Origin of the sequence: Rubrivivax sp. JA1055 (genome assembly GCF_020966565.1) — a bacterium.
In the GTDB taxonomy this organism is placed as follows: domain Bacteria; phylum Pseudomonadota; class Gammaproteobacteria; order Burkholderiales; family Burkholderiaceae_C; genus Rubrivivax; species Rubrivivax benzoatilyticus.
The window spans coordinates 737,479-764,301 of the sequence record NZ_JAJKFP010000006.1 but is presented as its reverse complement, the minus strand read 5'-3'; the positions used below and the strand labels follow the sequence as shown (position 1 = coordinate 764,301).

The following is a 26,823-nucleotide window of genomic DNA, read 5'->3' as shown; positions in this document are numbered from 1 at the left end:
CGCGATGCGCAACGCCCGTCCGCCCCGCCTGCCGCGCCGTGCCCTGCACGGCGTGCTGCTGCTCGACAAGCCGATCGGCTGGACGAGCAACGACGCGCTGCAGAAGGCCAAGGGCATCCTGCGGGCGGAGAAGGGCGGCCACACCGGCACGCTGGACCCGCTGGCCACCGGCCTGCTGCCGCTGTGTTTCGGCGCCGCGACCAAGTTCTCGCAAGCCAGCCTGGACGCCGACAAGCGCTACACCGCGACGCTGCACCTGGGCCGCACGACGAGCACCGGCGACCTCGAAGGCGAGGTGCTCGAAGAGCGCCCGGTCGACTGCGACCGTGCCGCGATCGCCGCCGTGCTGGAGCGGTTTACTGGCGAGATCGACCAGCTGCCGCCGATGCACTCGGCGCTGAAGCACGAGGGCCGCGCGCTCTACGACTACGCGCGTGCCGGCGTCGAGGTCGAGCGCACGCCGCGCCGCGTGACGATCCGCTCGCTCGCGGTGCTGGACTGGGCCGCGCCGACGCTGGTGCTCGACGTGCTCTGCACCAAGGGCACCTACGTGCGCACGCTGGCCGAGGACATCGGCCGCGCGCTGGGCTGCGGCGCGCACCTGACGGCGCTGCGCCGCACCGCCAGCGGCCCGCTGACGCTTGACGGCGCAGTGACGATCGCCGAGCTCGAGACCCTTACGCCGGCGGCGCGCGACGCGCTGATCCGGCCGATCGACTGCCTGCTCGCCGACTGGCCCGCCCTGCGGCTGGCCGACGACGATGCCGGCCGCTTCCTGTCCGGGCAGCGCCGCCGCACCGCGCAGGCCGACGCGAGCGCCGTGCGCGTCTACGGCCCGGACCCGCGCGCCTTCCTCGGCAGCGCGCACATCACCCGCGGGGAGCTGATCGCCGACCGCCTGCTCAGCCCCGTCGAGGTGGCCGCGCAGCTCCAACCCATCCCGCCGGTCTCGATCCCCGAGACCGTCACCTCCACGCCCCAGACCGCCCACGGGCACGAGGCCACGACATGACCCGACAGATCCGCAACATCGCCATCATCGCCCACGTCGACCACGGCAAGACCACGCTCGTCGACCAGCTCCTGCGCCAGAGCGGCACCTTCCGTGACAACGAGAAGATCGCCGAACGCGTGATGGACAGCAACGACATCGAACGCGAGCGCGGCATCACGATCCTCGCGAAGAACTGCGCGGTGACCTGGCAGGGCACGCACATCAACATCGTCGACACCCCGGGGCACGCCGACTTCGGCGGCGAGGTCGAGCGCGCGCTGTCGATGGTCGACGGCGTCGTGCTGCTGATCGACGCCCAGGAAGGCCCGATGCCGCAGACGCGCTTCGTGACCAAGAAGGCGCTGGCGCTGGGCCTGAAGCCCATCGTCGTCGTCAACAAGGTCGACAAGCCCGGCTCGCGCCCGGACTACGTCATCAACGCCGCGTTCGACCTGTTCGACAAGCTCGGCGCCACCGAGGACCAGCTCGACTTCCCGGTGGTCTACGCCTCGGGCCTGAACGGCTGGGCGGCGCTGGAGGAAGGCGCCCCGGGCGAGGCCTGGGGCACGAACATGGCGCCGCTGTTCGAGACCGTGCTGAAGCACGTGCCGCCGCACGAAGGTGACCCGGCCGCGCCGCTGCAGCTGCAGATCTCCTCGCTGGACTACTCGACCTTCGTCGGCCGCATCGGCGTCGGCCGCGTCAACAGCGGCACGCTGAAGCCGGCGATGGACGTGCTGGTGATGGAAGGCCCGGACGGCCGCGCCTACAAGGGCCGCATCAACCAGGTGCTGACCTTCGAGGGCCTGAACCGCGTGATGGCCGACGAGGCCGGCCCGGGCGACATCGTGCTCGTCAACGGCATCGAGGACCTCGGCATCGGCGTCACCATCACCGATCCGGCCAACCCGCAGCCGCTGCCGATGCTGCGCGTCGACGAGCCGACGCTGACGATGAACTTCTGCGTCAACACCAGCCCCTTGGCCGGCCGCGAAGGCAAGTACGTCACCAGCCGCCAGATCTGGGACCGCCTGCAGAAGGAACTGCAGAGCAACGTCGCGCTGCGCGTCAGGGAGTCGGGCGAGGACGGCATCTTCGAGGTCTCGGGCCGCGGCGAGCTGCACCTGACGATCCTGCTGGAGAACATGCGCCGCGAAGGCTACGAGCTGGCGGTCAGCAAGCCGCGTGTCGTCTTCCACGACGACGGCGGCGAGCGCCAGGAGCCGATCGAGCTGGTGACGGTCGACGTCGAGGACCAGCACCAGGGCGGCGTCATGCAGGCCCTGGGCGAGCGCAAGGGCGAACTCGCGAACATGGAAGTCGACGGTCGCGGCCGCGTGCGCCTGGAGTACCGCATCCCGGCGCGCGGCCTGATCGGCTTCTCCAACGAGTTCATGAACCTGACGCGCGGCACCGGCCTGATCAGCAACATCTTCGACGGCTACGAGGCCTACAAGGGCGAGATCGCCGGGCGCAAGAACGGCGTGCTGATCAGCATGGACGACGGCGAGATCATCACCTACGCGCTGGGCAAGCTCGACGACCGCGGCCGCATGTTCGTCAAGCCGGGCGACCCGACCTACGAAGGCATGATCGTCGGCATCCACAGCCGCGACAACGACCTTGTCGTCAACGCCACGCGCACCAAGCAGCTGACCAACTTCCGTGTCAGCGGCAAGGAAGACGCGATCAAGATCACGCCGCCGATCGACCTGACGCTGGAGTACGCGGTCGAGTTCATCGAGGACGACGAGCTGGTCGAGATCACCCCGAAGAGCATCCGGATCCGTAAGCGCCATTTGAAGGAGCACGATCGCAAGCGTGCGTCTCGCGAAGGCGCTTGAGCGCGGGCGCTTGCGGATCCGGACGCTCTTCGGCGTTCGCCGTTCCGTGGGCTCCCCCTCGGCCCCCCTCCGGGAGGGGGGTTCTGGTCAGGTCTTTGCCCGGCTCGCTGCGCGAGCCTCTTGAGTTTCTTTGCCGTGTCTCGTCGCAACGCCGTGCTGCTGATGATCGTCGCCACGCTGATGTGGAGCATCGCGGGCGTCGTCACGCGCCACCTGGAGGCGGCGCGCAGCTTCGAGGTCACGTTCTGGCGCAGCGCCTTCAATGCGCTGGCGCTGCTCGCGCTGCTGTCGTGGCTGCGCGGGCCGGTGCCGCTGTGGCGCTCGATCCGCGACGGCGGGCGCACGCTGTGGCTGTCGGGCGTCTGCTGGAGCGTCATGTACACGGCCTTCATGGTCGGCCTGACGCTGACCACGGTGGCCAACGTGCTGGTGACGATGGCGCTGGGGCCGCTGTTCACGGCGCTGCTGGCGCGTTTCGCCCTCGGGCACCGGCTGCCGGCGCGCACCTGGGGCGCGATCGCGGTGGCCGGCGCCGGCATCGCCTGGATGTACGGCCAGCATCTGCATGCCGGCGACGCGCGCCACTTGGCCGGCACGCTGGTCGCGCTGGCGGTGCCGGTGGCCGCGGCGATCAACTGGACGACGCTGCAATCGCGGCGCGACGACCCCGGGGCCGACATGCTGCCGGCGGTGCTGATCGGCGCGACGCTGTCGGCGCTGGTGACGCTGCCGCTGGCCTGGCCTTTCCAGGCCTCGGGCCATGACCTGGGGCTGCTGGCCCTGCTGGGCTCGGTGCAGCTCGCGGTGCCCTGCCTGATCGCGGTGGCCGTCTCGCGCGTGCTGCCGGCGGCCGAGATGTCGCTGCTCGGGCTGCTGGAGGTGATCTTCGGCGTCAGCTGGGCCTGGCTGGGCGCCGGCGAGGCGCCCGACTCGGCGGTGCTCGCCGGCGGCCTGCTGGTGCTGGGGGCGCTGGCCGCCAACGAGTGGCTGGGCATGCGCCGCCGCGTGCTGTCCTGAGCTAGAGCTGGGCGCCGAACAGGCGCGCCAGGTTCACGCGCGCCTTCAGCCGCGTGCACAGCATGAACACGCCGACCATCTTGCGCTGCAGGAACACCAGATCCGGCGGCGGCGCGTGCGAGAAGCCGTCACCGAAGAACTGCTCGCGCCCGGCCTCGAAGCTGCGCTTGAAGAGATCCGAGCGCGCGAAGTCGAACGGCCGGTCGTGTGCCAGCGGTTCGCCGATCGTCAGGATCAGATTGACGACGCCGCGCGCCTGATCGGGCGGGTCGGTCTCGGCGATGAAGCCGGCGCGCCGCGCGGCGCGCGTCATCGCGTCGGCGTCCTGGTCGCGCATGGCGCGGCCCAGGGCGCGCAGGTGCTCGACACGCTGCAGGCTCACGGTCTGCGTCGCGCCGAAGTCCAGCAGCGCGACGCGCCGCGTCTCGGGGTCGTAGAGGTAGTTGGCGAAGTTCGGGTCGGTCTGCACCAGGCGCAGCTCGAAGATCTCGCGCACGACCAGGTGGCACAGCGCCTCGGCGACACGGTCGCGGTGGGCCTGCGGCACGCCCGGCGCCGCGAGGTGGTCGATCGTGTCGCCGGGCTGGAAGCTGGTCGCCAGGATGCGCCCGGTCGAGTGTTCGGCGTCGACCTCGGGCACGACGAAGAGCTCGTCGTCGCCGAGGCGCTCGCGGTACTCGGCCAGCGCGCGGGCCTCGGCGACGTAGTCGGTCTCCTGATGCAGCACGCGGCGCACACGTTCGAACAGCGGGGCCGGGTCCAGCCCGGCGGGCACAAGGCCCGGCGTCTTGGCCAGCAGCGCGAGGTTGGCGACGTCGCTGTCGATGCTCTCGCGCACGCCGGGGTACTGGATCTTCAGCGCCAGCACGCGGCCGTCGTGCGTCGTCGCGCGGTGCACCTGGCCGATCGAGGCCGCGGCGACCGGCTCGAAGCTGAACTGGCGGAAGCGCCGGTGCCAGCCGACGCCGTACTCCTGTTCCAGCACCTCGGCGAGCTGCGAGGCCGGCATCACGTGGGCCTGGTCGCGCAGCGAGCCCAGCAGCTCGGTGAACTGCGGCGGCAGCACGCCGTGGCCGTCCATCGACATCAGCTGGCCGAACTTCATCGCCGCGCCGCGCAGCCGCGACAGCCGGTTGGCGAGCCGGCTCGCGTTGGCCGGCGTCAGCATCATCGCCGAGGCCTTGGGCACCTGGCCGCGGGCCAGCCGCGACAGGCCCTCGGCGGCCGCGCCCGCGGCCAGTTCACCGACGGCGCGGCCGAAGTGCAGCAGCCGGCGGGTGCGGCCTTGGGGAACGGTGGCGGTGCGGGGCGGGCGTTTGGCGGTCATCGGGAGGCGGGCAGGGCGATGCCGGCATTGCACACGGCTGCGGCCGGCGTGTCGGTGACCTGGAGCACGCAGCGGCTCAGCGTGCAGCGGAGGCGGCAGCGCTCGGCGCGTCGGGGGCCAGCAGCAGCACCTGGGCCTTGCCGCCGACGCAGTTGACGCCGCGGCCGGTCGGGCATTCGCGCACCTGGGTGTCGCGCGGGTGTTCGGGGCGGCCGGGCGGGTCCAGCAGCATCGACACGACCGTGATCGCGGTCGCGATCGCCAGCGCGACGAGCAGCAGCCGGCGCCGGCGCGGGATCGGGCGGAATCGCGGCAGCTCGGGGGCGACCTCGGGAGGCTTCTCGGACATCGGAAAAAAGGCCGGCGCCCCGAGGGCGCCGGCACGTGCGGGAAAGACCGCGAGCTTACTGCGAGGCCGCCGGGGCCGAGGGCTCGGCCGTCGGCGCGGCCGGCATCGCCGGCGCGGTCTCGGCCGGCTGCACGATCGGTGCCGGTTCGGCGTGCGTGGCCTTGGCCGGGGAGGTGGCCGTCGGCAGCAGCGGCACGATCAGCAGCGCGACGATGTTGATGATCTTGATCAGCGGGTTGACGGCCGGGCCGGCGGTGTCCTTGTAGGGGTCGCCCACGGTGTCGCCGGTGACCGCGGCCTTGTGGGCATCGCTGCCCTTGCCGCCGTGGTTGCCGTCCTCGATGTATTTCTTGGCGTTGTCCCAGGCCCCGCCGCCGGTGCACATCGAGATCGCGACGAACAGGCCGGTGACGATGGTGCCCATCAGCAGGCCGCCCAGCGCCTCGGCGCCCAGCGCCATGCCGACGACGACCGGCACCGCGACCGGCAGCAGCGACGGGATCATCATCTCCTTGATCGCCGCGACGGTCAGCATGTCGACCGCCTTGCCGTACTCGGGCTTGGACGTGCCTTCCATGATGCCCGGGATGTCGCGGAACTGGCGGCGCACTTCCTGCACCACCGAGCCCGCGGCGCGGCCCACGGCCTCCATCGCCATCGCGCCGAAGAGGTAGGGGATCAGGCCGCCGAGGAACAGCCCGACGATGACCTTCGGGTTGCTCAGGTCGAACGAGGCCATGATGCCGCGCGCCTCGAGCGAGTGCGTGTAGTCGGCGAAGAGCACCAGCGCCGCGAGGCCGGCCGAGCCGATCGCGTAGCCCTTGGTGACGGCCTTGGTCGTGTTGCCGACGGCGTCCAGCGGGTCGGTGATGTCGCGCACGCTGTCGGGCGGTTCGGACATCTCGGCGATGCCGCCGGCGTTGTCGGTGATCGGGCCGTAGGCGTCGAGCGCGACGACGATCCCGGCCATGCTCAGCATGGAGGTCGCGGCGATCGCGATGCCGTACAGGCCGGCCAGCCAGTAGGCGGCCAGGATCGACAGGCAGACGAAGATCACCGGCCAGGCCGTCGACTTCATCGACACGCCGATGCCGGCGATGATGTTCGTCGCGTGGCCGGTGGTGCAGGACTGCGCGACGTGCTTCACCGGCGCGTAGTCGGTGCCGGTGTAGTACTCGGTGATCCAGACCATCGCCGCCGTCAGCAGCAGGCCGACGACGCAGGTGCCGAACAGCGCCGTCGTGCCGATGACGCTGCCGTCGGCCAGCGTCAGGCCGGCGGGGAACATCATCGTCGTGACGACGTAGAAGGCGATCAGCGACAGCACGCCGGCGACGATCAGGCCCTTGTACAGAGCCGGCATCACGTTCTTCATGCCGGGGCTGGCCTTGACGAAGGCGCAGCCGACGATCGACGCGATGATCGACACGCCGCCGAGCAGCAGCGGATAGACCACCGCCGCGCCCCCGCTGCCGACGACCATCAGCGCGCCCAGCGCCATCGTCGCGATCAGCGTCACGGCGTAGGTCTCGAACAGGTCGGCGGCCATGCCGGCGCAGTCGCCGACGTTGTCGCCGACGTTGTCGGCGATCACCGCCGGGTTGCGCGGGTCGTCCTCGGGGATGCCGGCCTCGACCTTGCCCACCAGGTCGGCGCCGACGTCGGCGCCCTTGGTGAAGATGCCGCCGCCCAGGCGCGCGAAGATCGAGATCAGCGACGAGCCGAAGGCCAGGCCGAGCAGCGGCTTGAGCGTCGCGCTGTCCGGGTTGGCGACGCCGCCGATCAGCAGGAAGAAGATGCCGACGCCCAGCAGCCCCAGGCCGACGACGAGCATGCCGGTGATCGCACCGCCCTTGAACGCGACGTCGAGCGCCGGGCCGATGCCCTTGGTGGCGGCCTGCGCGGTGCGCACGTTGGCGCGCACCAAGACGTTCATGCCGATGAAGCCGCAGGCACCGGAAAGTACGGCCCCCAAAACGAACCCGGCGGCCGTTAGGCCGCCGAGGAAGAAGAAGATCAGGATCGCGAGCACCGCGCCGACGATGGCAATTGTCTTGTATTGCCTCGCCAGGTACGCCGCAGCGCCTTGCTGGATGGCGCCGGCGATTTCCTGCATTCGTGCATTGCCGGCGTCCTGCGCGAGGATCCATCCCCGCTGGATGAACCCGTAGAGCACGGCCACCAGGCCGCACCCCAGCGCTATGTACAGCGCCAAACTCGTCGTCATGGAAAGAGCTCCTTCCTCTCGTTCGGGCCTAGTCTCTTCTCTCTATCTCCTGCACGCCGCCCGGGCGCTTCGGGCCGGCTGGCGCGGCATGCTATGTGAAGGCTATCACGCTCGGTTGGGGGTTTTCCTATGTCCGAGTGCCTGCCTGAGCCGGGTCAAGGCCGTCGCGCGTCAGGCGAGGGCAAGCGTGGCGCCTAGAATCGCGCCCCGTTCTTTCTCTCGCTCTCTCCTCTCTTTTCTCCTCCTGCCCGAGACCGCTGCATGAGCCTGCACAACGTGACCCCCGGCGCCAAGGCGCCCGACGAGTTCAACGTCATCATCGAGATTCCGATGAACGGCGACCCGATCAAGTACGAGGTCGACCACGACTCGGGGGCGCTGTTCGTCGACCGCTTCATGAGCACGGCGATGCACTACCCGTGCAACTACGGCTACGTGCCGAACACGCTGGCCGACGACGGCGACCCGGTGGACGTGCTCGTCATCACCCCGGTGCCGCTGATCCCCGGCGTGGTCGTCACCTGCCGCCCGATCGGCGTGCTGAAGATGGACGATGAAGCCGGCGGCGACAACAAGCTGCTGGCGGTGCCGACGGCCAAGATCCTGTCGCTGTACTCGTCCTGGCAGAAGCCGGAAGACCTGAACCCGGCGCGCCTGAAGGCGATCCAGCACTTCTTCGAGCACTACAAGGATCTCGAGGAAGGCAAGTGGGTCAAGGTGCTGGGCTGGGAAGGCCCGGAGTCGGCGCGCGAGGAAGTGCGCACCGGCATGGCCAACTGGGCCAAGGAGCACCCGGGCGCCTGAGCGTCCTGCGCGCGGGCTCAGCCCTCGGGTTCCCCGCGTTTGAACGGGCTGCGCTCGCGCAGTTCGTCCTCCCAGGCCGCCACGCCCTCGCCCTCGCGGGCGAGGAATTCGGCCACCGCGCCGGCAAAACGTTCGTCGCGCAGCCAGTGCGCCGAGCTCGTGCGCACCGGCAGCAGCCCGCGGGCCATCTTGTGCTCGCCCTGGGCGCCGCCTTCGAAGCGACTGAAGCCATTGGCCAGGCACCAGGCCAGCGGCTGGTAGTAGCAGGCCTCGAAGTGCACGAAGGGCAGCGGCTCGACCGCGCCCCAGTAGCGGCCCCAGGCGGCGCCGCGTTCGCGGTCGATCGCCACCAGCGAGGCCGCGACCGGCCGGCCGTCGCGGCGGCCGACGAACATCAGCCAGTGGCGCGCCATCGTCGCCTGCATGCGGGCGAAGAAGTCGCGTGTCAGGTAAGGCGTCGACTGGTGCGCCGCGTAGGTCAGCGTGTAGCAGCGATGGAAGAAGTCCCACAGCGCGGTGTCGATCGCCTCGCCCTCGTGGACGCTGAACTCGATGCCGAGTTCGGCGACGCGGCGGCGTTCCTGCTGGATCTTCTTGCGCTTGTCGCGCTGCAGCCGGGCGAGCAGGGCGTCGAAGTCGGCCGCGGGGTCGGCTTCGTCGCGCGTCCAGTGGAACTGCAGGTTCTCGCGCAGCATCCAGCCGGCGCGTTCGAAGGCCGCGCGGTCGGCGTCGTCGACGTAGAGCACGTGGGCCGAGGACAGCCCGGCTTCGTCGGCGAACTCTCGGATCGTGGCGACGAGCGCCTCGCGTGCCGGCTCGTCGCGCGCCATCAGCCGCGTGCCGGGCACCGGCGTGAACGGCACCGCGCCGAGCAGCTTGGGGTAGTAGCGCAGCCCGTGGCGGCGGTAGGCGTCGGCCCAGGCCCAGTCGAAGACGTATTCGCCCCAGGAATGGGTCTTCAGGTACAGCGGCGCGGCGCCGGCCAGTTCGCCGGCCGCGTCGTGCAGCGTCAGGAAACGGGGTGTCCAGCCGGTGGCCGGCACCGCGCTGGCCGACGCGTGCAATGCCGCGAGGTACTCGTGGCGCAGAAAGGGTGTCGGTGCGGGCTGCATGTCGAGCAGCGTGTTCCAGGCCCGCGCGTCCAGCCGTCCCGGGTCGGCCTCGACCCCGATGTGATAATCCTGTCCCGTGAGCCCTCGTGACATTCAGCGGAGCCGTCGATGAAGGTCGCGCTGGCCCAGTTCAACGCCGTCGTCGGTGATCTCGCCGGCAACTCCCGTCGCCTCGAAGACGCCGCCCGCCGCGCCTACGCGCAGGGTGCGCGCCTGGTGCTGGCCCCTGAGCTGGCGCTGACCGGCTACCCACCCGAGGACCTGCTGCTGCGCCCGGCCTTCATGCAGGCTTGCGCCGACGCGCTGGCGGCGCTGGCCGAGGTTTTGCGGGACTGCGAAGGGCTGCATCTGGTCGTCGGGCACCCGCACCAGTTCGGCGAGCGCGGCGATCTTAGGACCAAGTCCGTGACCGTGCAGCAGCGCCACAACGCGGCCTCGCTGCTGGCTGGGGGACGCGTGCAGGCCACCTACTGCAAGCGCGAACTGCCCAACTACCAGGTCTTCGACGAACGCCGCTACTTCGCCTCCGGGCGCGACGCCGGCCTGCCGCCGCTGGTCTTCGATTGCGAAGGCCTGCGTTTCGGCGTCGTCATCTGCGAGGACGCCTGGTTCGACGAGCCCGCGCGCCTGGCGCGCGACGCCGGCGCCCAGGTGCTGTGCGTGCTCAACGCCTCGCCGTTCCACCTCGGCAAGGCCGAGGAACGCCAGGCCCGCATGGCCGAACGTGCGCGCGACGTCGGCCTGCCGCTGCTGTTCTCGCATCTGGTCGGCGGCCAGGACGAGGTCGTGTTCGACGGCGCCTCGTTCGCGCTTGACGCGGCGGGCGAGGTGAGGGCGCGGGCCGCGACCTTCGCCGAGGAACTGCTGGTCGTCGACTTCGACGCCGACGCCCGCCCCGTCGGTCCGGTCGCCGAAGCGCCCGACCTCGACCGCCAGGCCTGGGACGCGCTCGTCACCGGCGTGCGCGACTACCTCGGCAAGAACGGCTTCCCCGGCGCGATCATCGGCCTGTCCGGCGGCATCGACTCGGCACTGGTGCTGGCCGTCGCCGTCGACGCGCTCGGCGCCGACAAGGTGCGCGCGGTGATGATGCCGTCGCCTTACACCGCCGACATCTCCTGGATCGACGCGCGCGACATGGCCGCGCGCCTGGGCGTGCGCTACGACGAGATCGACATCGCGCCGATGTTCGACGCTTTCCGCACCGCGCTGGCGCCGCAGTTCGCCGGGCTGGCCGAGGACACGACCGAGGAGAACCTGCAGGCGCGCATCCGCGGCACGCTCTTGATGGCGCTGTCGAACAAGACCGGCGCGATCGTGCTGACCACCGGCAACAAGAGCGAGATGGCGACCGGCTACTGCACGCTGTACGGCGACATGGCCGGCGGCTTCGCGGTCATCAAGGACGTCGCCAAGACGCTGGTCTACCGCCTGGCGAACTGGCGCAACGCGCAAGGCGCCGAGGTCATCCCGCAACGCATCATCACGCGCCCGCCGTCGGCCGAGCTGCGCCCGGACCAGACCGACCAGGACAGCCTGCCGCCCTACGAGGTCCTCGACGCGATCCTGGCGCGCTACATGGAAGACGACCAGAGCGTCGAGCAGATCGTCGCCGCCGGCTTCGAGCGTGCCGACGTCGAACGTGTCACCCGGCTCATCAAGATCAACGAGTACAAGCGGCGTCAGGCGCCGGTCGGCATCCGCATCACCCATCGGGCCTTCGGACGCGACTGGCGTTACCCCATCACGTCGAGGTTCCGTGCTTAAATTCCCGTCAGTCCATAGTCTTTTCCCGGAGTTCCCCGCATGAAGCAGATCACCGCCGTCATCAAGCCGTTCAAGCTCGAAGAAGTCCGCGAAGCACTGGGCGAGGTTGGCGTCTCGGGTCTGACCGTCACCGAGGTCAAGGGTTTCGGCCGCCAGAAGGGCCACACCGAGCTCTACCGCGGCGCCGAGTACGTCGTCGACTTCCTGCCGAAGGTGAAGATCGAGGTCGTCGTCAAGGACGCCGACGTCGAGCGCTGCCTCGACGCCATCGTCAAGGCCGCCAAGACCGGCAAGATCGGCGACGGCAAGATCTTCGTCACCTCGGTCGACCAGGTGGTGCGCATCCGCACCGGCGAGACCGACGAGTCGGCGGTCTGAGGTCGGCCCGGCCGTGGCCGGGCGCTGTCCAGAACAACGGGGCGCTGCGCGAGCAGTGCCCCGTTGTCGTTCAAGGGCTCAGATGCGGCCGAAGTGGTCGGGGCCGCCGGCGCGCTGCGCCAGCGCCGCCAGCCGGTCCAGCAGCGCCAGCGGGTCGGTCTCGACCTGCAGCACCGCCTGCTGGGCTTCCGAGAGAAAACCTTCGTCGACGGTGCGTTGCATGAAGGCCAGCAGGCCCTCGTAGAAGCCGTCGACGTCGAGCAGGCCGATCGGCTGGTCGTGGTAGCCCAGCTGGCGCCAGGTCCAGACCTCGAACAGCTCCTCCAGCGTGCCGATGCCGCCCGGCAGCGCGACGAAGGCGTCGGCGCGCTCGGCCATCATCTGCTTGCGCTTGTGCATCGTCGGCACGACGTGCAGTTCGCTGAGGCCGGGGTGGCCGACCTCGCGCTTCATCAGCGACTCGGGGATCACGCCGACGACACGACCGCCGGCGGCCAGCACCGCGTCGGCGACCTCGCCCATCAGGCCGACCTTGCCGCCGCCGTAGACGAGCTGCCAGCCGCGTTCGCCGATCGAGCGGCCGAGCACGCGGGCGGCTTCGGTGTAGGCGCTGCGCCGGCCGTGGCGCGAGCCGCAGTAGACGCAGACGGTGAAGGGGGGCGGGGGCGCGATGTCGTTCATGGCCCGGATTGTCTCAGGCCAGACGCTGCCAGAGCGCTCCCAGCCAGATGCCGCCGGCGAGCAGCAGCGACAGCATCACCGCCGCGCTGCCCAGGTCCTTGGCCCGCTTGGACAGCTCGTGCAGCTCGAAGCCGACACGGTCGACGACGGCTTCGATCGCGGAGTTCAGCAGCTCGACGATCAGCACCAGCACGACGCTGCCGGCGAGCAGCGCGACCTCGACCCAGCCGCGCCCGAGCCAGAACGCCGCCGGCAGCAGCAGTGCCGCGGCGAAGACCTCCTGGCGGAACGCGCTCTCGCCGCGGAAGGCGGCCGACAGGCCTGCGGCCGAATAGCCGGCGGCGCGCCGGATGCGGTCCAGGCCGGTGCGTCCCTTGTGCGGGTTCGCCTGGCCGCCCCGCGGCGGCGGGCTGCCGGGATCCATGGGCTTAGTCCTTGGACTTGGCACGCCACGCGACGAGCCGCGTGCCGCAGAGCGCGTCGTGCCAGAACTGGCGGTCCGGGTGCAGCCGCGACAAGGCCGCCCAGACGACGATGCCCAGCGTCAGCAGCCCGAAGACCTGGCCGTTGCTGTGCAGGCCGGCGAAATGGGCGATCGCCAGCCAGGGCAGGAACCAGACCCAGCAGACGAGGTAGCGCACGATGCCGCGGCCCACGCTCACCGGCTGGCCGTCGCGCTGCACGAGGCGGATGTGCCAGGTCTGCATCGCCAGCGTCTGGCCGGTGCGGCTCCAGAACCAGACGAAGTACAGGCCGAAGACGAGGAACAGGAAGACCTGCAGCCCCAACTGCCCCTGCAGCGCGCTGCGCTGGTTGGTGGCCAGCGAGTAGACGAGGCCGGCGGCCATCACGACACCGAAGAGCAGGATGCCCTCGTAGACGAAACAGGCGAGGCGGCGGATCAGCGCCGGGGTCGGGTGGTCACCCGCGGCGGGAGGCAGAACGATCATCGAGACGGGTCAGCGCGGTTCGGAGGCAGCCTGCGAGCGTACCGCAGCGCCCTGCGGGCCGCGGCGCGGCAGCATCGTCACCGGGTTCACGAAATCGTCGGTGGCGATGATCTTGGGCATCCCGGACTGGTGGTGCGCAGGCGAGGAGGGGCGGGAGGTGATCAGCGTCGTCGTCGCCCCCGGGGCGGCCTGGATGACGGCCGGCGCGACGGGTTTGGGCGACGGCGGGCGCGGCGACGTGACGATGTTGCGCTTGGGCTTTCCGTCCTCGTCGTCGCCTTCACGCACACGCGAGGGCGTGCGTTTGGGCGGCACGGCACGTTCGGCGAGCTGCTTGCGCTGGTCGTCGGGCAGCGCCCTGTAGGCGTCCCAGCGGGCCTGGCGGTCCTCGGCCGAGAGCTGGCGCACCTGCTGGAACTGCAGCCGCGCGCGGGCACGCTCCGACGGCGTCATCTGGGTCCACGCCGCCATGCGCTCCTGCACGCGCTGGCGCTCGGCCTGGCTCATCTTGGGGAAACGCGCGGCGACGCTCAGCCAGCGTTCCTTGCCGGTCGAGTCGATGTTCGGCCAGTCCTGCTGCAGCGGTGCCAGCGCGCGCCGCTGCGCCGCCGACAGCTGGGCCCAGGACGGGTCGGCCTCGGCCGCATGCGCCGGCGCGGCCGTGGCGAACACGGCCGCGATCACGAGGGCGGCGATGACGGCCGGGCGGAAGGTCACGGTTGCTGCGTCTTCAGGAACTCGGCGAATCCGGGGTCGGAGTAGGCGTCCGGCGGGAGGTCGTCGGCGAGCAGCACGGAGTCGATGTCGGCAGCGGCCATGATCTGCTCGCGCAGGTCGTGCTCGCGGATCAGCACCAGACCGGCGACCGGCATCACCAGCGGCAGCACGATGGCCAGCCGCTGCCACCACGGCGGCCCGCTCCGGGCGGCGGCGCCGCCGGCAACGCTCACCACGGACTCGGCCGCGACCTCGCGGCGCACGGCGCGCGCACGGGACAGCGCCTGCTCGCGGGCCACGCGCAGGCGTTCCGTCAGGTCGTGCGGAAGCTCGTCGGCACGCTCGGTCAGACTGGCGGCGATGCGCGCCGCGAAGCGCGCGCGCAGGACGTCCGCGTCGGTGAAGCTGGTTTGGGTCATGGCGCGATTCCCTTGAGTCGGAGGGCCTTGGCCAGCGAGTGGACCGCACGGGAACAATGGGTCTTGACGCTGCCTTCGGAGCAGCCCATCGCCGCCGCGGTCTCGGCCACGTCGAACTCCTCCCAGTAACGCAGCAGGAAGGCTTCGCGTTGACGGTCGGGCAGGCCGGCCACTTCGTGCTCGATGAGACGCAAGATCTGGTCCCGCGACACCGATTCGGCGGCACTCTCGGTGCCCAGGGTGTCCTCGACGACCTGCAGCGTCTCGAGCAGGTCGAAGTCGCCGTCCCCGTCCTCGCCCTCGAAGTCCGAGAGGTTCTGGATGACCGCGTTGCGCACCTTCTGGCGACGGAACCAGTCCATCGTCGCGTTCGACAGGATGCGCTGGAAGAGCATCGGGAACTCCGCCGCGGGCCGCTCGGCGTACTTCTCGGCCAGGCGGATCATCGAGTCCTGCACGATGTCCAGCGCCGCGTCCTCGTCGCGCACGGCGAAGGCGGCGCGCTTGAACGCGCGCCTCTCGACGCTCTTGAGGAAATCGGAAAGTTCTTTGTCGGAAGCCAACGCGCGGACGGGGTTCTGCACCCCGGTTTCGGGCGCGGCGCATTATGCACGCGGGGCCCGCGGCAGGCACCTTGGCGGGGCGACGCCCGGCGCCGGTGCATAATCCCCGGTCGCACAACGCTCTTTTGGTCTCGCTCGCCGTCCGACCCGGACGGCAGTTCCCAGACCGCGCGCAGTTCCGAATCCGCCTCACGAGGGCGCGAGGAGGGGCACCGATGGATTTTCGTCAGAGAAATTCGCAAAGGTTCGGAAATGGACATCTCCGCCGCGGAAGTCAAGCGTGCCGCTTCGGCACAACCGTCTTCTCCTCCCGCCGTGCTCAACGGCGCTGAAATCCTGGTTCGCAGCCTGCAGGCCGAAGGGGTCCAGTACCTCTGGGGCTATCCCGGCGGATCGGTTCTCTACATCTACGACGCGCTGTACAAGCAGGACAGCATCCAGCACGTCCTGGTACGCCACGAACAGGCCGCGGTGCATGCCGCCGACGGCTATGCCCGCGCCACCGGCAACGTCGGCGTCGCCCTCGTCACCTCGGGCCCGGGTGTCACGAATGCCGTGACCGGCATCGCGACGGCCTACATGGACTCGATCCCGATGGTCATCATCACCGGTCAGGTGCCGACGGCCGCGATCGGGATGGACGCCTTCCAGGAGTGCGACACCGTCGGCATCACGCGCCCGGTGGTCAAGCACAACTTCCTCGTCAAGGACGTGCGCGAGCTGGCCTCGACGATCAAGAAGGCCTTCCACATCGCGCGCACCGGCCGACCGGGGCCCGTCGTCATCGACGTGCCCAAGGACGTGTCGCTGAACACCGCGCCGTTCCAGTACCCGCAGACCGTCGAGCTGCGCTCGTACAACCCGGTGCGCAAGGGCCACAGCGGCCAGATCCGCAAGGCCGTGCAGCTGCTGCTGCAGGCCAAGCGCCCGTACATCTACACCGGCGGCGGCGTCGTGCTCGGCGAAGCCGCGGCCGAGCTGCGCCAGCTGGCCGACCTGCTCGGCTTCCCGGTGACGAACACGCTGATGGGGCTGGGCGCGATTCCCGCCAGCGACCCGAAGTTCCTGGGCATGCTCGGCATGCACGGCACCTACGAAGCCAACATGACGATGCAGCACTGCGACGTGCTGCTGGCCGTCGGTGCGCGCTTCGACGACCGCGTCATCGGCAACCCGGCGCACTTCGCCCAGGTCGAGCGCAAGATCATCCACGTCGACATCGACCCGTCGTCGATCTCCAAGCGCGTGCGCGTGGACATCCCGATCGTCGGCGACGTCAAGGACGTGCTGCAGGAGCTGATCGCCCAGATCAAGGAGTCGCACGCCCGTCCGGACACCGTGGCGATCTCCTCCTGGTGGGGCCAGATCAACGAGTGGCGCAAGCGCGAGTGCCTGGCCTACGAGCCCAGCGATGACGTGATCAAGCCGCAGATGGTGGTGCAGACGCTGGCCCGCCTGACGCGCGGCCGCGATGCCTACATCACCTCCGACGTCGGCCAGCACCAGATGTGGGCGGCGCAGTTCTACGGCTTCGAGGAGCCGCGGCGCTGGATCAACTCCGGCGGCCTGGGCACGATGGGCGTGGGCCTGCCGTACGCGATGGGCATCAAGCTCGCCAAGCCGGAGTCCGACGTCTTCTGCATCACCGGCGAAGGCTCGATCCAGATGTGCATCCAGGAGCTGTCGACCTGCCTGCAGTACAAGACGCCGGTGAAGATCGTCTCGCTGAACAACCGCTACCTGGGCATGGTGCGGCAGTGGCAGGAGCTGATCTACGGCGGCCGCTACTCGCACAGCTACATGGACGCGCTGCCCGACTTCGTCAAGCTGGCCGAGGCCTACGGCCACGTCGGCCTGCGTGTCGACCGGCCGGCCGACGTGGAAGGCGCGCTGAAGGAGGCGATGCGGTTGAAGGACCGCACCGTGTTCCTCGACGTGCGCACCGACCCGACCGAGAACGTGTGGCCGATGGTGCACGCCGGCAAGGGCATCAGCGAGATGCAGCTCAAGTCCGAAGACCTGTGACCGGCACGGGCCGCGTCGGCGGCGACGGCGTTACCGCGCCGCCGCCGGCCGCCGCAGCCGGTGCCGCGAACCCCTGCGGACTGCATCTTCCCAACGATCCAACGGCGCGGTGAAGGGCCGGCGGTTACCGCCGCAGGCTCGAGGATCCGCGCAAGGACGAGACCATGAAACACATCATCGCGGTGCTGCTCGAGAACGAAGCCGGCGCCCTGTCCCGTGTCGTCGCGCTGTTCTCGGCGCGCGGCTACAACATCGAGAGCCTGACGGTCGCGCCGACCGAGGACCCGTCGATGTCGCGCATGACCATCGTCACCACCGGCAGCGACGACGTCATCGAGCAGATCACCAAGCACCTGAACCGGCTGATCGAGGTCGTCAAGGTCGTCGACCTGACCGAAGGCAGCTTCGTCGAGCGCGAGCTCATGCTCATCAAGGTGCGCGCCGTCGGCAAGGAGCGCGAGGAGATGAAGCGCATGGCGGAGATCTTCCGCGGCCGCATCATCGACGTCACCGAAAAGAGCTACACGATCGAGCTGACCGGCGACTCGTCCAAGCTCGACGCCTTCCTCGTCGCGATCGACCGCGCGGCGATCCTGGAAACCGTGCGCACCGGTGCCAGCGGCATCGGCCGCGGCGAAAGAATCCTGCGCATCTGAGGCGGCGCCCCGGCGGCCCCGTGGCCGCCCATCGCCCGGAAACCTGCCTGGCCAATCGCGGCCGGGCGTCTGACTAGAGAACGGAGAACCCCATGAAGGTCTATTACGACAAGGACGCCGACCTGAGCCTCATCAAGGGCAAGAACGTCACCATCATCGGCTACGGCTCGCAAGGCCACGCCCACGCCCAGAACCTGAACGACAGCGGCTGCAAGGTCACCGTCGGCCTGCGCCGCAGCGGCGCGAGCTGGGCCAAGGCCGAAGCCGCCGGCCTGAAGGTCGCCGAGGTCGCCGAGGCCGTGAAGGCCGCCGACGTCGTCATGATCCTGCTGCCCGACGAGCAGATCGCCAGCGTCTACGCCAACGACGTCGAGCCCAACATCCGCGAAGGCGCGTCGCTCGCGTTCGCGCACGGCTTCAACGTGCACTACAACCAGGTCGTGCCGCGTGCCGACCTCGATGTCTGGATGGTCGCGCCCAAGGCCCCGGGCCACACGGTGCGCAACACCTACAAGCAGGGTGGCGGCGTGCCGCACCTGATCGCCGTGCACGCCGACAAGTCGGGCAAGGCGCGCGACCTGGCGCTGTCCTACGCCGCGGCCAACGGCGGCGGCAAGGCCGGCATCATCGAGACCAGCTTCCGCGAAGAGACCGAGACCGACCTCTTCGGCGAACAGGCCGTGCTGTGCGGTGGCACCGTCGAGCTGATCAAGGCCGGCTTCGAGACGCTGGTGGAAGCCGGCTACGCGCCCGAGATGGCGTACTTCGAGTGCCTGCACGAGCTCAAGCTGATCGTCGACCTGATCTACGAAGGCGGCATCGGCAACATGAACTACTCGATCTCGAACAACGCCGAGTATGGCGAGTACGTCACCGGCCCGCGTGTCGTCACCGAGGACACGAAGAACGCCATGCGCCAGTGCCTGAAGGACATCCAGACCGGCGAGTACGCGAAGAGCTTCATCCTCGAGAACAAGGCCGGCGCCCCGACGCTGACCTCGCGCCGTCGCCTGACCGCCGAGCACCCGATCGAGGTCGTCGGCGAGCAGCTGCGCGCGATGATGCCGTGGATCAAGGCCAACAAGCTGGTCGACAAGTCGCGCAACTGACGCGGCCTTGAACGGCAGCCCCGCGTGCGAGACACGCGGGGCGCTGGCCGAAGTGCAAGTCCCCGGGGCCGCATGCGGCCCCGGTCGCGTTTATGCTCGACCGGATGACCGACGACACCCAGGTTCCCGGCGACGACGACGCCGAGGCCGACGCCGCCCCCGCGCGCCGGCCGCGCCGGGGCCTCTACGTGCTGCCCAACGCGATCACGCTGGCGGCGCTGTTCTCCGGCTTCTACGGCGTCGTGATGGCGATCAACGGCCGTTTCGAGGCCGCCGCGATCGCGATCTTCGTCGCGGCCGTGCTCGACGCGATGGACGGCCGCGTGGCGCGCATGACGCGCACGCAGAGCGCCTTCGGCGAGCAGATGGACAGCCTCTCGGACATGGTCTCGTTCGGCGCCGCGCCGGCGCTGATCGTCTACGTCTGGGCGCTGAAGGACCTGGGCAAGCTGGGCTGGATCCCGGCCTTCGTCTACGTCGCCGGCGCCGCACTGCGGCTGGCGCGCTTCAACGTCAACATCGGCGTCGTCGACCGGCGTTTCTTCCAGGGGCTGCCCAGCCCGGCGGCGGCGGCGCTGGTCATCGGCATGGTCTGGGTCTTCGACGACGCGGGCTTCCGCGACGTCTACTCGATCCCCTGGCTCGAATGGACGGCGTTTGCCGTCACGCTGTATGCCGGGCTGTCGATGGTGACCAACGCGCCGTTCTACAGCTTCAAGACGCTCGGTGGCCGGCGCACCGTGCCTTTCGTCGTGCTGGTCGCGGTGATGCTGGCGATCGCGCTGATCGCGCTGGACCCGCCGCGCGTGCTGTTCGGTATCTTCGTGCTCTACGGGCTGTCGGGTTACGCGGTGTTCGCCTGGCGGCGTTTCAAGGGCCAGCCGGCGAGCGTGATCTCGACCTCCACCGACGATCCCGACGAGAAGGGCCTGCATCCGTGAGCACGGCGCTGTGCTACATTCGTCGCGTGACGACGATCCACGCCTTCATCCTGCTAGCGCTACCGCAACCGCGGGTGCGCTGATCGTCTTCGTCCGTCCTTTTTCCGATCAACGGCCCGCCAGCGCAACGCAGCGGGCCGTTTTTCATTTCCGTCTTCCAAGCTGCTTGCGACTCCAATCTCTCGCAAAGGCACGACCATGACCGACAAGCTCATCATCTTCGACACCACGCTTCGCGACGGCGAACAGTCGCCCGGCGCCTCGATGACGCGCGACGAGAAGCTGCGCATCGCCCGCCAGCTGGAGCGCCTGCGTGTCGACGTGATCGAGGCCGGTTTCGCGGCGTCGAGCAACGGTGACTTCGAGGCCGTGCGCGCCATCGCCCAGGCGGTGCGCGAGTCGACGGTGTGCTCGCTGGCGCGCGCCAACGACCGCGACATCTCGCGCGCCGCCGAGGCGCTGCGCCCGGCCGCGCGTTCGCGCATCCACACCTTCATCGCCACCAGCGAACTGCACATGGAGAAGAAGCTGCGCATGACGCGCGAGCAGGTGCTCGAGCAGGCGCGGCTGGCGGTGCGTTTCGCGCGCAACGTCTGCGAGGACATCGAGTTCAGCCCGGAAGACGGCTACCGCTCCGACCCCGAGTTCCTGTGCCGCGTCATCGAGACCGTCATCGCCGAAGGCGCGACGACGATCAACATCCCCGACACCGTCGGCTACGCGATCCCCGAGCTCTACGGCCACTTCATCCGCATGCTGCGCGAGCGCGTGCCCAACAGCGACAAGGCGATCTGGTCGGTGCACTGCCACAACGACCTCGGCATGGCGGTCGCCAACTCGCTGGCCGGCGTGAAGATCGGTGGCGCGCGCCAGATCGAATGCACGATCAACGGCCTGGGCGAACGCGCCGGCAACTGCAGCCTGGAAGAAGTCGTGATGGCGGTGAAGACGCGCCGCGACCACTTCGGCCTCGAGGTCGGCATCGACACCCACCAGATCGTGCCGGCCTCGCGCATGGTCAGCCAGACCACCGGTTTCGTCGTCCAGCCGAACAAGGCCATCGTCGGCGCCAACGCCTTCGCGCACGCCAGCGGCATCCACCAGGACGGCGTGCTGAAGGCGCGCGACACCTACGAGATCATGCGTGCCGAGGACGTGGGCTGGACGGCCAACAAGATCGTGCTCGGCAAGCTCTCGGGCCGCAACGCGTTCAAGCAGCGCCTGCAGGAACTCGGCATCGAGATGGCGTCGGAAGCCGAGATCAACGCCGCCTTCGCGCGCTTCAAGGACCTCGCTGACCGCAAGAGCGAGATCTTCGACGAGGACATCATCGCCCTCGTCGGTGACGAGAGCGTCACCGCGGTGCAGGAGCATTACCGCCTGCTGTCGCTGGCGCAGCGCTCGGAGACCGGCGAGCGCCCGCACGCGACGATCGCCTTCGCCGCCGGCGATGTCGAGCACCGCGTCGAGAGCGATGGCAACGGCCCGGTCGACGCGACGCTGAAGGCGATCGAGTCGAAGGTCTGCAGTGGCGCCGAAATGGTGCTTTATTCGGTCAATGCCATCACCTCGGGCAGCACAGAATCCCAGGGCGAGGTCACCGTTCGGCTCCAGCACGGCGGGCGCATCGTCAACGGGGTGGGGGCCGATCCGGACATCGTCGTCGCGTCGGCCAAGGCCTATCTCTCGGCGCTGAGCAAGCTGCAGAGCAACGCCGAACGGGTGCCGGCGCAAAGCTGACGGGCCGACGGGCGGATGCACCGCGGGGGCCTGGCACGGCTCCTGCGATGGACCACTTGAGAAATCGTGCGCAAGTTCTTGATCTTGCGCATGTTCTTCAGGTGAACTACACTTTGGTGCATTCTCTCCGGGGTCGATTCAGTGGGCTGGTTCGGTAGTTTTCAGCGGCTCGCGGCAGTCGCATTCGTGGCTGCGGCGCTCACTGGCGGCGGTCTTTCGCCGTCGACGGCGCTCGCAGCCAACGCCACCTCCGCGTCGTCCAAGGCGAAAGCCAAGACCAAGACCAGCAAGAAGGCCGGCAGCACGGCTTCGCGCGGCACGGCGGCGGCCAAGGCCCGCGGCAAGAGCCCGGTGCGCAGTGCCAAGGCCGTCCCGGCGCGCACCGTCGCCAAGGTCTCGCCGCGCAAGTCGGTCGTCGTCGCGGTCGAGCCGGCCAAGGTCTCGTTCGGCCAGATGTACGGCCTGCACCGCACCGAGGATCCGCTGGACCTGAAGTCCAGCGTCGCGCTCGTCGTCGATCAGGAGACCGACCAGATCCTGCTCAGCAAGAACTCGAACGCGGTGCTGCCGATCGCCTCGATCACCAAGCTGATGACGGGGCTGCTCGTCACCGAGGCCCAGCAGCCCCTCGACGAGGTGCTGACGATCACCCAGGATGACGTCGACACCGAGAAGGGCAGCCACTCGCGCCTGCAGGTCGGCACCCAGCTGACGCGCGGTGAGATGCTGCACCTGGCGCTGATGTCCTCCGAGAACCGCGCCGCCAACGCGCTGGGGCGCCACTATCCGGGCGGGCTTTCGGCCTTCGTCCAGGCGATGAACGCCAAGGCCAAGCTGCTGGGCATGCACGACACGCGTTATGTCGAGCCCACCGGGCTGTCGAGCAACAACCAGTCGAGCGCGCGTGATCTCGCGGTGCTCGTCAAGGCCGCCTACCAGCATCCGATCCTGCGCGAGCTGTCGACGTCCACCGACGCCAGCGTCGCCGTCGGCCGCCGCCAGCTGCAGTTCCACACGACCAACGGCCTGGTGCGCAACCCGAGCTGGGAGATCGGCCTGCAGAAGACCGGCTACATCTCCGAGGCCGGCCGCTGCCTGGTGATGCAGGCCCAGCTGGCCGGGCGCAACCTCATCATGGTGCTGCTGGATTCGGCCGGGAAGTACTCGCGAATCGGCGACGCCGAGCGCATCCGCAAGTGGCTCAACAGCGAGGCCTCGCCGGTGCTGGACGCCGGCATGCGCCCGTAGCCGAGGGGCAGGCGCGCGGCGCTGTCCGCGCCGGGTTCAGCCCCTGAAGCCCAGCGCCGCCGAGATCTGCGACGCGGTCAGGCGGACCTTCTCCATCCAGTTCTCTTCCAGCCGGTCTGCCGGCGCCGACACCGACAGCCCGGCCACGAGCTTGCCCTGGTCGTCGTAGACGCCGGCGGCCATGCAGCGCACGCCGAGCTCGAGTTCCTCGTCGTCGCGGGCGCAGCCCTGCGCGCGCACCGCGGCCAGTTCGCGCTCCAGCCGCGCGACGTCGGTGATGCTGTTGCGCGTGTGCCCGGTGAGGCCGGTGCGTGTCGCGTAGGCGCGCACGCGCTGCGGCTCCTCGTGCGCGAGGAACAGCTTGCCGACCGAGGTCAGGTGCAGCGGGGCGCGGCCGCCGACGGCACGCACCACCTGCATGCCCGAGCGCTCGCTGTAGGTGCGTTCGATGTAGACGATCTCGTCGCCCTGGCGCACCGACAGGTTGACCGGCTGGTGCGTCAGCTTGTGCAGCTCGCGCATCGGGCCGAGTGCCGCATCGCGCACGTCCAGCCGGGCCTTCACGAGGTTGCCCAGCTCCAGCAGCCGCATCCCGAGCCGGTAGCTGCCGGCCTGCGGCCGGTCGACCAGGCGGCCGATCGTCAGGTCGTTGAGGATGCGGTGCGCGGTCGACGGATGCAGCCCCGTGCGTTCGCTGATCTCCTTCAGCGAGACCGGGTCCGGGTGGGCGGCCAGCATGTCCAGCAGCGCGAACGTGCGCTCCAGCACCTGGATGGTGGGGCTCTGCTGATCCTTGAGACTCATGAATGCGAGGGGCCGAAAACGATGTCCCGATTTTGCATCGCGGAAGGGCGATTTGCTTGTCGGAAGGAGAAAACTCGTTGCAGCGGCGCCGCGCACGGCGTCGCCGCTTGAGCGCCGGGGCCGCCGGCACGGCGGCGGATTCGTGCGTGCCGACGTCGTCTCTCGACGTGCGGCGGCGTCAGGCGGCTGGATGGCGCCCGTCCGGGGCGTCGAGCTCGTGCAGCACGCCGGCCGCGGCGTTCTCCCCGGCGCGCACCGCGCCTTCGAGCGTGGCGGGGTAAGGCCCGGCCACGTAGTCGCCGGCGGCCCACAGCCGCGGCGCGATGGCGGCCGGCGGACGCCGCAGCCCGGGCGTGCAGCGGAAGGTCGCGCGTTTGTCGGCCACCGTGCGGCACACCGTGGCCGCCGGCAGCATCGGCCGGGCTTGCTCGAGCACGGCGGCGGCGCAGGCCTCGAGCCCGCGGTCGATCCAGGGGCGGGCTCCGCTGACGACCCAGGCCGAGCGCCCGCTCCTGCCGCCGAGCCGGCCGTGGTCGAAGGCGAACTGGGCCGGCGCGTCGGGGCCGTCGCGCAGCGTGGTCATCACGCAGGGCAGGGTGCCGCCGGGAGCGTCCAGGTAGACGGTGACGATCGGCTCGTAACGCAGCGACCGCGCCTCGGCGGACCAGGCCGGCGCCAGGGCGGCCGTCAGGCGCGCCGCCTCGGTGGCGCTGGCGGCCAGCACCACCGCGTCGAAGGTTTCGCCGTCGATCACCCAGCCGCCGGCGGCCGCTGACAGCGAGCTCACGCGCCGAGCGCAGCGCAGCTCGGCGCCGCGTGCCCGCAGCCAGGCCGCGGCCGGATCGGGCAGCAGGTCGGACAGCGGGCGGCGCGGCAGCAGCAGGTCGGCCGCACCGGCGCCGCCGAACAGCGCGTCGCGCAGCACGCGCAGCATCACCTCGCCGCTGGCTTCGTGCGCCGGGGTGTTCAGCGCGGCCACGCACAGCGGGTCGATCAGCTCGGTGCGCACACGTGGGGCCAGGCCGCGGCACAGCGTGGCGACGGTCGCCCCGGGCGGGCAGCGGAAGCCGCCGGCGGCCCAGCCCGCGGCAGTGCGCAGCAGCGAGGCCTTGTCGCGCCAGGTCCAGCCGCGTGCGGCGAGCACCGCGCGCACGAAGGCGAGGGCCGGCGGGCCCGGCGGCAGCGCCAGGCCGCTGCCGTCGGGGCGCGTGAGCGCCAGCGGGCGGCGTTCGAGCAGCGTGCCCGGATCGGCGCCGACCTCGTGCATCAGCGCCAGCGTGCGCGAGTAGGCGCCGATCAGGATGTGCTGGCCGTTGTCCAGGCCCTCGTCGCCGTCGCCCAGGCTGCGTGCCCGGCCACCGCCGCGCGGCGCCATCTCGAAGACGGTCGGCTGCAGGCCGGCGGCCGTGAGGCGGACCGCGGCGGCCAGCCCGGCCCAGCCGGCGCCGACGACCGCGACGCGCGCCGTCACCGTGCCAGCACGTGCGTGCGTGCGGCGATCCACAGCTTGCGCAGCGGCGTCAGCGAGGTGCGCTGGTGCAGCACCTGGAAGCCGCCGGCCTCGATCTCGCGCAGCAGCGCGCGGTAGATGTTGGCCATCATCAGTCCGGTCTTCTGCTTCGCGCGGTCGGCCTCGGGCAGCAGCGCCAGCGCCTCGTCGTAGGTGGCGTGCGCGCGCTCGGCCTGGAAGCGCATCAGCGCCGTGAAGCGCTCGCTGTAGCCCCAGGGCGACTCGCGCTTGAGGATCTCGTGCGCCTTGACGTCGAAACGCTGCAGTTCGGACACCGGCAGGTAGATGCGGCCCCGGCGCGCGTCGTCGCCGACGTCGCGGATGATGTTGGTGAGCTGCAGCGCGCGGCCCAGCGTGTGGGCGTAGCGCACCGTCTGCTCGCTGCTGCGGCCGAAGATGTTGGCCGCAACCTCGCCGACGACGCCGGCCACCAGGTGGCAGTAGCGCGACAGCGCCGGGAAGTCCAGGAAGCGGGTCTGCTCGAGATCGACCTGGCAGCCTTCGACGATCGCGTGCAGGTGCGCCGGCTCGATGCGAAAACGCGCCGCCAGCGGCATCAGCGCCTGCGTCACCGGGTGCGTCGGCGCGCCGGCGAACGCGGCGTCGACCTCGCCGCGCCACCACTGCAGCTTGCGCGCGGCGACCGACGGGTCCTGCATCTCGTCGACGACGTCGTCGACCTCGCGGCAGAAGGCGTAGAAGGCGGTGATCGCGGCGCGCTCGGGCGGCGGCAGGAACAGGAACGCGTAGTAGAACGAGGAGCCGCTGCCGGCGGCCCGCTTCTGCACGTACTCGGCCGGGGTCATCGGGCGTGCCGCATCGTCGCCGCGCGCCACAGCAGCGCCGGCAGGTCTGCGGCGCCGATCGTCGGGCGCGCGCTCATCGTCGCATGGTCCATGCGGCCGATTTTCTCCAAAACACGCAGCCCACCCTGCGCGACCAGGCGCAGCTCCCAGCCGGCGCGCCCGGGCACGTCCAGCGCCAGCGGCGCGCCTTCGCGCAGCAGCGACTCGGCCCAGGCGCAGAGCTCGCGCACCAGGCGGCGCAGTGCCGGGCTGTCGCGGCGCGCCAGCACGTCGTCCATCGTCAGCCCGGCCGCGGCGAGCTCGTCCTGCGGCAGGTAGACGCGGCGGCGCCCGGCGTCGACGCCGAGGTCCTGCCAGAAGTTGGCCAGCTGCAGCCCGGTGCAGACGGCGTCGCTGCGCCGCTCGGACTCGGCGTCGCGCACGCCGTACAGGTGCAGGAGCAGCCGCCCGACCGGGTCGGCGGAGCGGCGGCAGTAGGCGAGGATCTGCTGGCGGTCGGCGTAGACCGGGTTGTCGACGTCCTGCTCGAAGGCGTCGAGCAGCCGGTGCAGCCACACCGGCGGCAGCGCGTAGCGCTCCAGCGCCGCGGCCAGCGGCCCGAACACCCTTGCCCAGCGTTCACCCGGTGCGCAGCCGCGCACGACGGCCTCGAGGTCGGCGCGGTAGGCAGCCAGATCGGCATGGCGCTGCGCCGCGGGTGCGTCGCCTTCGTCGGCGATGTCGTCGGCGGTGCGCGCGAAGTGATAGACGGCGACGACGGCGGGCCGGATCGTCGGGGGGCACAGCACCGAGGCGACGGGGAAGTTCTCGTAGTGGTCAACGCTCACGGGGCGCG

General features: G+C 70.3%; 26 protein-coding genes. 12 read left to right on the top strand and 14 right to left on the bottom strand.

The annotated features are described in order from the left end of the window. Positions 1–4 precede the first annotated feature (4 nt). The 3 genes from truB to LOC65_RS12915 all read left to right on the top strand — a co-directional run bounded on the left by truB (position 5) and on the right by LOC65_RS12915 (position 3,855). Positions 5–1,012, top strand: coding sequence for a tRNA pseudouridine(55) synthase TruB (gene truB, locus LOC65_RS12925; protein WP_230247782.1), 1,008 nt, complete (start codon positions 5–7; stop codon positions 1,010–1,012). Further along, positions 1,009–2,838 (top strand): translational GTPase TypA, encoded by a 1,830-nt coding sequence (gene typA / locus LOC65_RS12920; protein ID WP_164962294.1) that lies wholly within the window; start codon positions 1,009–1,011, stop codon positions 2,836–2,838. Before truB ends, typA begins: the two co-directional genes overlap by 4 nt. Positions 2,839–2,973: 135 nt before the next feature. After that, complete coding sequence (locus LOC65_RS12915) at positions 2,974–3,855, top strand: DMT family transporter (RefSeq protein WP_009859057.1); 882 nt, start codon at positions 2,974–2,976, stop codon at positions 3,853–3,855. Between the two features lies 1 nt (position 3,856). On the opposite strand, the gene LOC65_RS12910 is transcribed toward LOC65_RS12915, so the two are convergent. From LOC65_RS12910 to LOC65_RS12900, 3 genes are all read right to left on the bottom strand, one after another. After that, positions 3,857–5,182, bottom strand: a complete 1,326-nt coding sequence (locus tag LOC65_RS12910; protein ID WP_009859056.1) for an AarF/ABC1/UbiB kinase family protein — start codon at positions 5,180–5,182, stop codon at positions 3,857–3,859. Between the two features lie 76 nt (positions 5,183–5,258). Beyond that, entirely contained in the window at positions 5,259–5,531 is a 273-nt protein-coding gene (locus LOC65_RS12905; RefSeq protein ID WP_009859055.1) for a hypothetical protein, read from the bottom strand. A 55-nt stretch (positions 5,532–5,586) separates the two neighbouring features. Next, entirely contained in the window at positions 5,587–7,758 is a 2,172-nt protein-coding gene (locus LOC65_RS12900; protein WP_230247781.1) for a sodium-translocating pyrophosphatase, read from the bottom strand. A 261-nt stretch (positions 7,759–8,019) separates the two neighbouring features. On the opposite strand from LOC65_RS12900, the gene ppa reads away from it, so the two are divergent. After that, positions 8,020–8,562: an inorganic diphosphatase gene (gene ppa, locus LOC65_RS12895; RefSeq protein ID WP_009859053.1), complete on the top strand. Its 543-nt coding sequence runs from the start codon at positions 8,020–8,022 to the stop codon at positions 8,560–8,562. Between the two features lie 17 nt (positions 8,563–8,579). Here ppa and LOC65_RS12890 read toward each other — a convergent pair whose 3' ends face one another. Next, a complete protein-coding gene (locus LOC65_RS12890) occupies positions 8,580–9,767 on the bottom strand; it encodes a GNAT family N-acetyltransferase (RefSeq protein ID WP_230247780.1) in 1,188 nt (395 codons plus the stop codon). A 15-nt stretch (positions 9,768–9,782) separates the two neighbouring features. Here LOC65_RS12890 and LOC65_RS12885 point away from each other — a divergent pair, with 15 nt between their 5' ends. Beyond that, on the top strand, positions 9,783–11,441 hold the full coding sequence (locus LOC65_RS12885) for an NAD+ synthase (protein ID WP_230247779.1): 1,659 nt from the start codon (positions 9,783–9,785) through the stop codon (positions 11,439–11,441). Between the two features lie 39 nt (positions 11,442–11,480). Further along, the gene (locus tag LOC65_RS12880; protein ID WP_009859050.1) at positions 11,481–11,819 is read left to right on the top strand and encodes a P-II family nitrogen regulator; all 339 of its coding nucleotides are present in this window, start codon (positions 11,481–11,483) and stop codon (positions 11,817–11,819) included. 78 nt (positions 11,820–11,897) lie between these two features. Here the strand turns inward: LOC65_RS12880 and LOC65_RS12875 are convergent, their stop codons facing one another. Genes LOC65_RS12875 through LOC65_RS12850 form a run of 6 tightly spaced genes read right to left on the bottom strand, consistent with a single transcriptional unit; the run spans position 11,898 to position 15,149 of the window. Then, the gene (locus LOC65_RS12875; protein WP_009859049.1) at positions 11,898–12,500 is read right to left on the bottom strand and encodes a TIGR00730 family Rossman fold protein; all 603 of its coding nucleotides are present in this window, start codon (positions 12,498–12,500) and stop codon (positions 11,898–11,900) included. Positions 12,501–12,513: 13 nt separating this feature from the next. After that, entirely contained in the window at positions 12,514–12,924 is a 411-nt protein-coding gene (locus tag LOC65_RS12870; RefSeq protein ID WP_164962298.1) for a diacylglycerol kinase, read from the bottom strand. Between the two features lie 4 nt (positions 12,925–12,928). Then, entirely contained in the window at positions 12,929–13,450 is a 522-nt protein-coding gene (locus LOC65_RS12865) for an RDD family protein (RefSeq protein WP_009859047.1), read from the bottom strand. A 9-nt stretch (positions 13,451–13,459) separates the two neighbouring features. Further along, positions 13,460–14,167: a DUF3106 domain-containing protein gene (locus tag LOC65_RS12860; RefSeq protein ID WP_009859046.1), complete on the bottom strand. Its 708-nt coding sequence runs from the start codon at positions 14,165–14,167 to the stop codon at positions 13,460–13,462. Further along, positions 14,164–14,586, bottom strand: a complete 423-nt coding sequence (locus LOC65_RS12855; RefSeq protein WP_230247778.1) for a DUF3619 family protein — start codon at positions 14,584–14,586, stop codon at positions 14,164–14,166. The genes LOC65_RS12860 and LOC65_RS12855 overlap by 4 nt, the downstream gene beginning before the upstream one ends. Further along, positions 14,583–15,149 (bottom strand): RNA polymerase sigma factor, encoded by a 567-nt coding sequence (locus LOC65_RS12850; protein WP_009859044.1) that lies wholly within the window; start codon positions 15,147–15,149, stop codon positions 14,583–14,585. Before LOC65_RS12850 ends, LOC65_RS12855 begins: the two co-directional genes overlap by 4 nt. A 252-nt stretch (positions 15,150–15,401) precedes the next feature. Between LOC65_RS12850 and LOC65_RS12845 the strand changes: the two genes are divergently transcribed. The 6 genes from LOC65_RS12845 (at position 15,402) to pbpG (ending at position 22,868) form a co-directional block, all read left to right on the top strand. Further along, a complete protein-coding gene (locus LOC65_RS12845; RefSeq protein ID WP_029718321.1) occupies positions 15,402–17,174 on the top strand; it encodes an acetolactate synthase 3 catalytic subunit in 1,773 nt (590 codons plus the stop codon). Positions 17,175–17,338: 164 nt separating this feature from the next. Next, positions 17,339–17,830, top strand: coding sequence for an acetolactate synthase small subunit (gene ilvN / locus LOC65_RS12840; protein ID WP_009859042.1), 492 nt, complete (start codon positions 17,339–17,341; stop codon positions 17,828–17,830). A 92-nt stretch (positions 17,831–17,922) separates the two neighbouring features. Then, positions 17,923–18,939 (top strand): ketol-acid reductoisomerase, encoded by a 1,017-nt coding sequence (gene ilvC / locus LOC65_RS12835; RefSeq protein ID WP_009859041.1) that lies wholly within the window; start codon positions 17,923–17,925, stop codon positions 18,937–18,939. A 104-nt stretch (positions 18,940–19,043) separates the two neighbouring features. Further along, positions 19,044–19,880 (top strand): phosphatidylcholine/phosphatidylserine synthase, encoded by an 837-nt coding sequence (locus tag LOC65_RS12830; RefSeq protein WP_009859040.1) that lies wholly within the window; start codon positions 19,044–19,046, stop codon positions 19,878–19,880. A 198-nt stretch (positions 19,881–20,078) separates the two neighbouring features. Further along, positions 20,079–21,620: a 2-isopropylmalate synthase gene (locus tag LOC65_RS12825; protein WP_164962301.1), complete on the top strand. Its 1,542-nt coding sequence runs from the start codon at positions 20,079–20,081 to the stop codon at positions 21,618–21,620. A gap of 186 nt (positions 21,621–21,806) precedes the next feature. Next, complete coding sequence (gene pbpG, locus LOC65_RS12820) at positions 21,807–22,868, top strand: D-alanyl-D-alanine endopeptidase (protein ID WP_230247777.1); 1,062 nt, start codon at positions 21,807–21,809, stop codon at positions 22,866–22,868. Between the two features lie 36 nt (positions 22,869–22,904). Here the strand turns inward: pbpG and LOC65_RS12815 are convergent, their stop codons facing one another. From LOC65_RS12815 to hpnC, 4 genes are all read right to left on the bottom strand, one after another. After that, entirely contained in the window at positions 22,905–23,672 is a 768-nt protein-coding gene (locus tag LOC65_RS12815; protein WP_029718322.1) for an IclR family transcriptional regulator, read from the bottom strand. Positions 23,673–23,850: 178 nt separating this feature from the next. Further along, a complete protein-coding gene (gene hpnE / locus LOC65_RS12810; RefSeq protein ID WP_230247776.1) occupies positions 23,851–25,143 on the bottom strand; it encodes a hydroxysqualene dehydroxylase HpnE in 1,293 nt (430 codons plus the stop codon). Next, positions 25,140–25,988 carry a presqualene diphosphate synthase HpnD gene (gene hpnD / locus LOC65_RS12805; protein WP_009859035.1) on the bottom strand — a complete coding sequence of 283 codons (849 nt, stop codon included), beginning with the start codon at positions 25,986–25,988 and terminating at the stop codon, positions 25,140–25,142. Before hpnD ends, hpnE begins: the two co-directional genes overlap by 4 nt. Continuing rightward, positions 25,985–26,815: a squalene synthase HpnC gene (hpnC, locus tag LOC65_RS12800; protein WP_164962304.1), complete on the bottom strand. Its 831-nt coding sequence runs from the start codon at positions 26,813–26,815 to the stop codon at positions 25,985–25,987. Before hpnC ends, hpnD begins: the two co-directional genes overlap by 4 nt. Positions 26,816–26,823 lie beyond the last annotated feature (8 nt).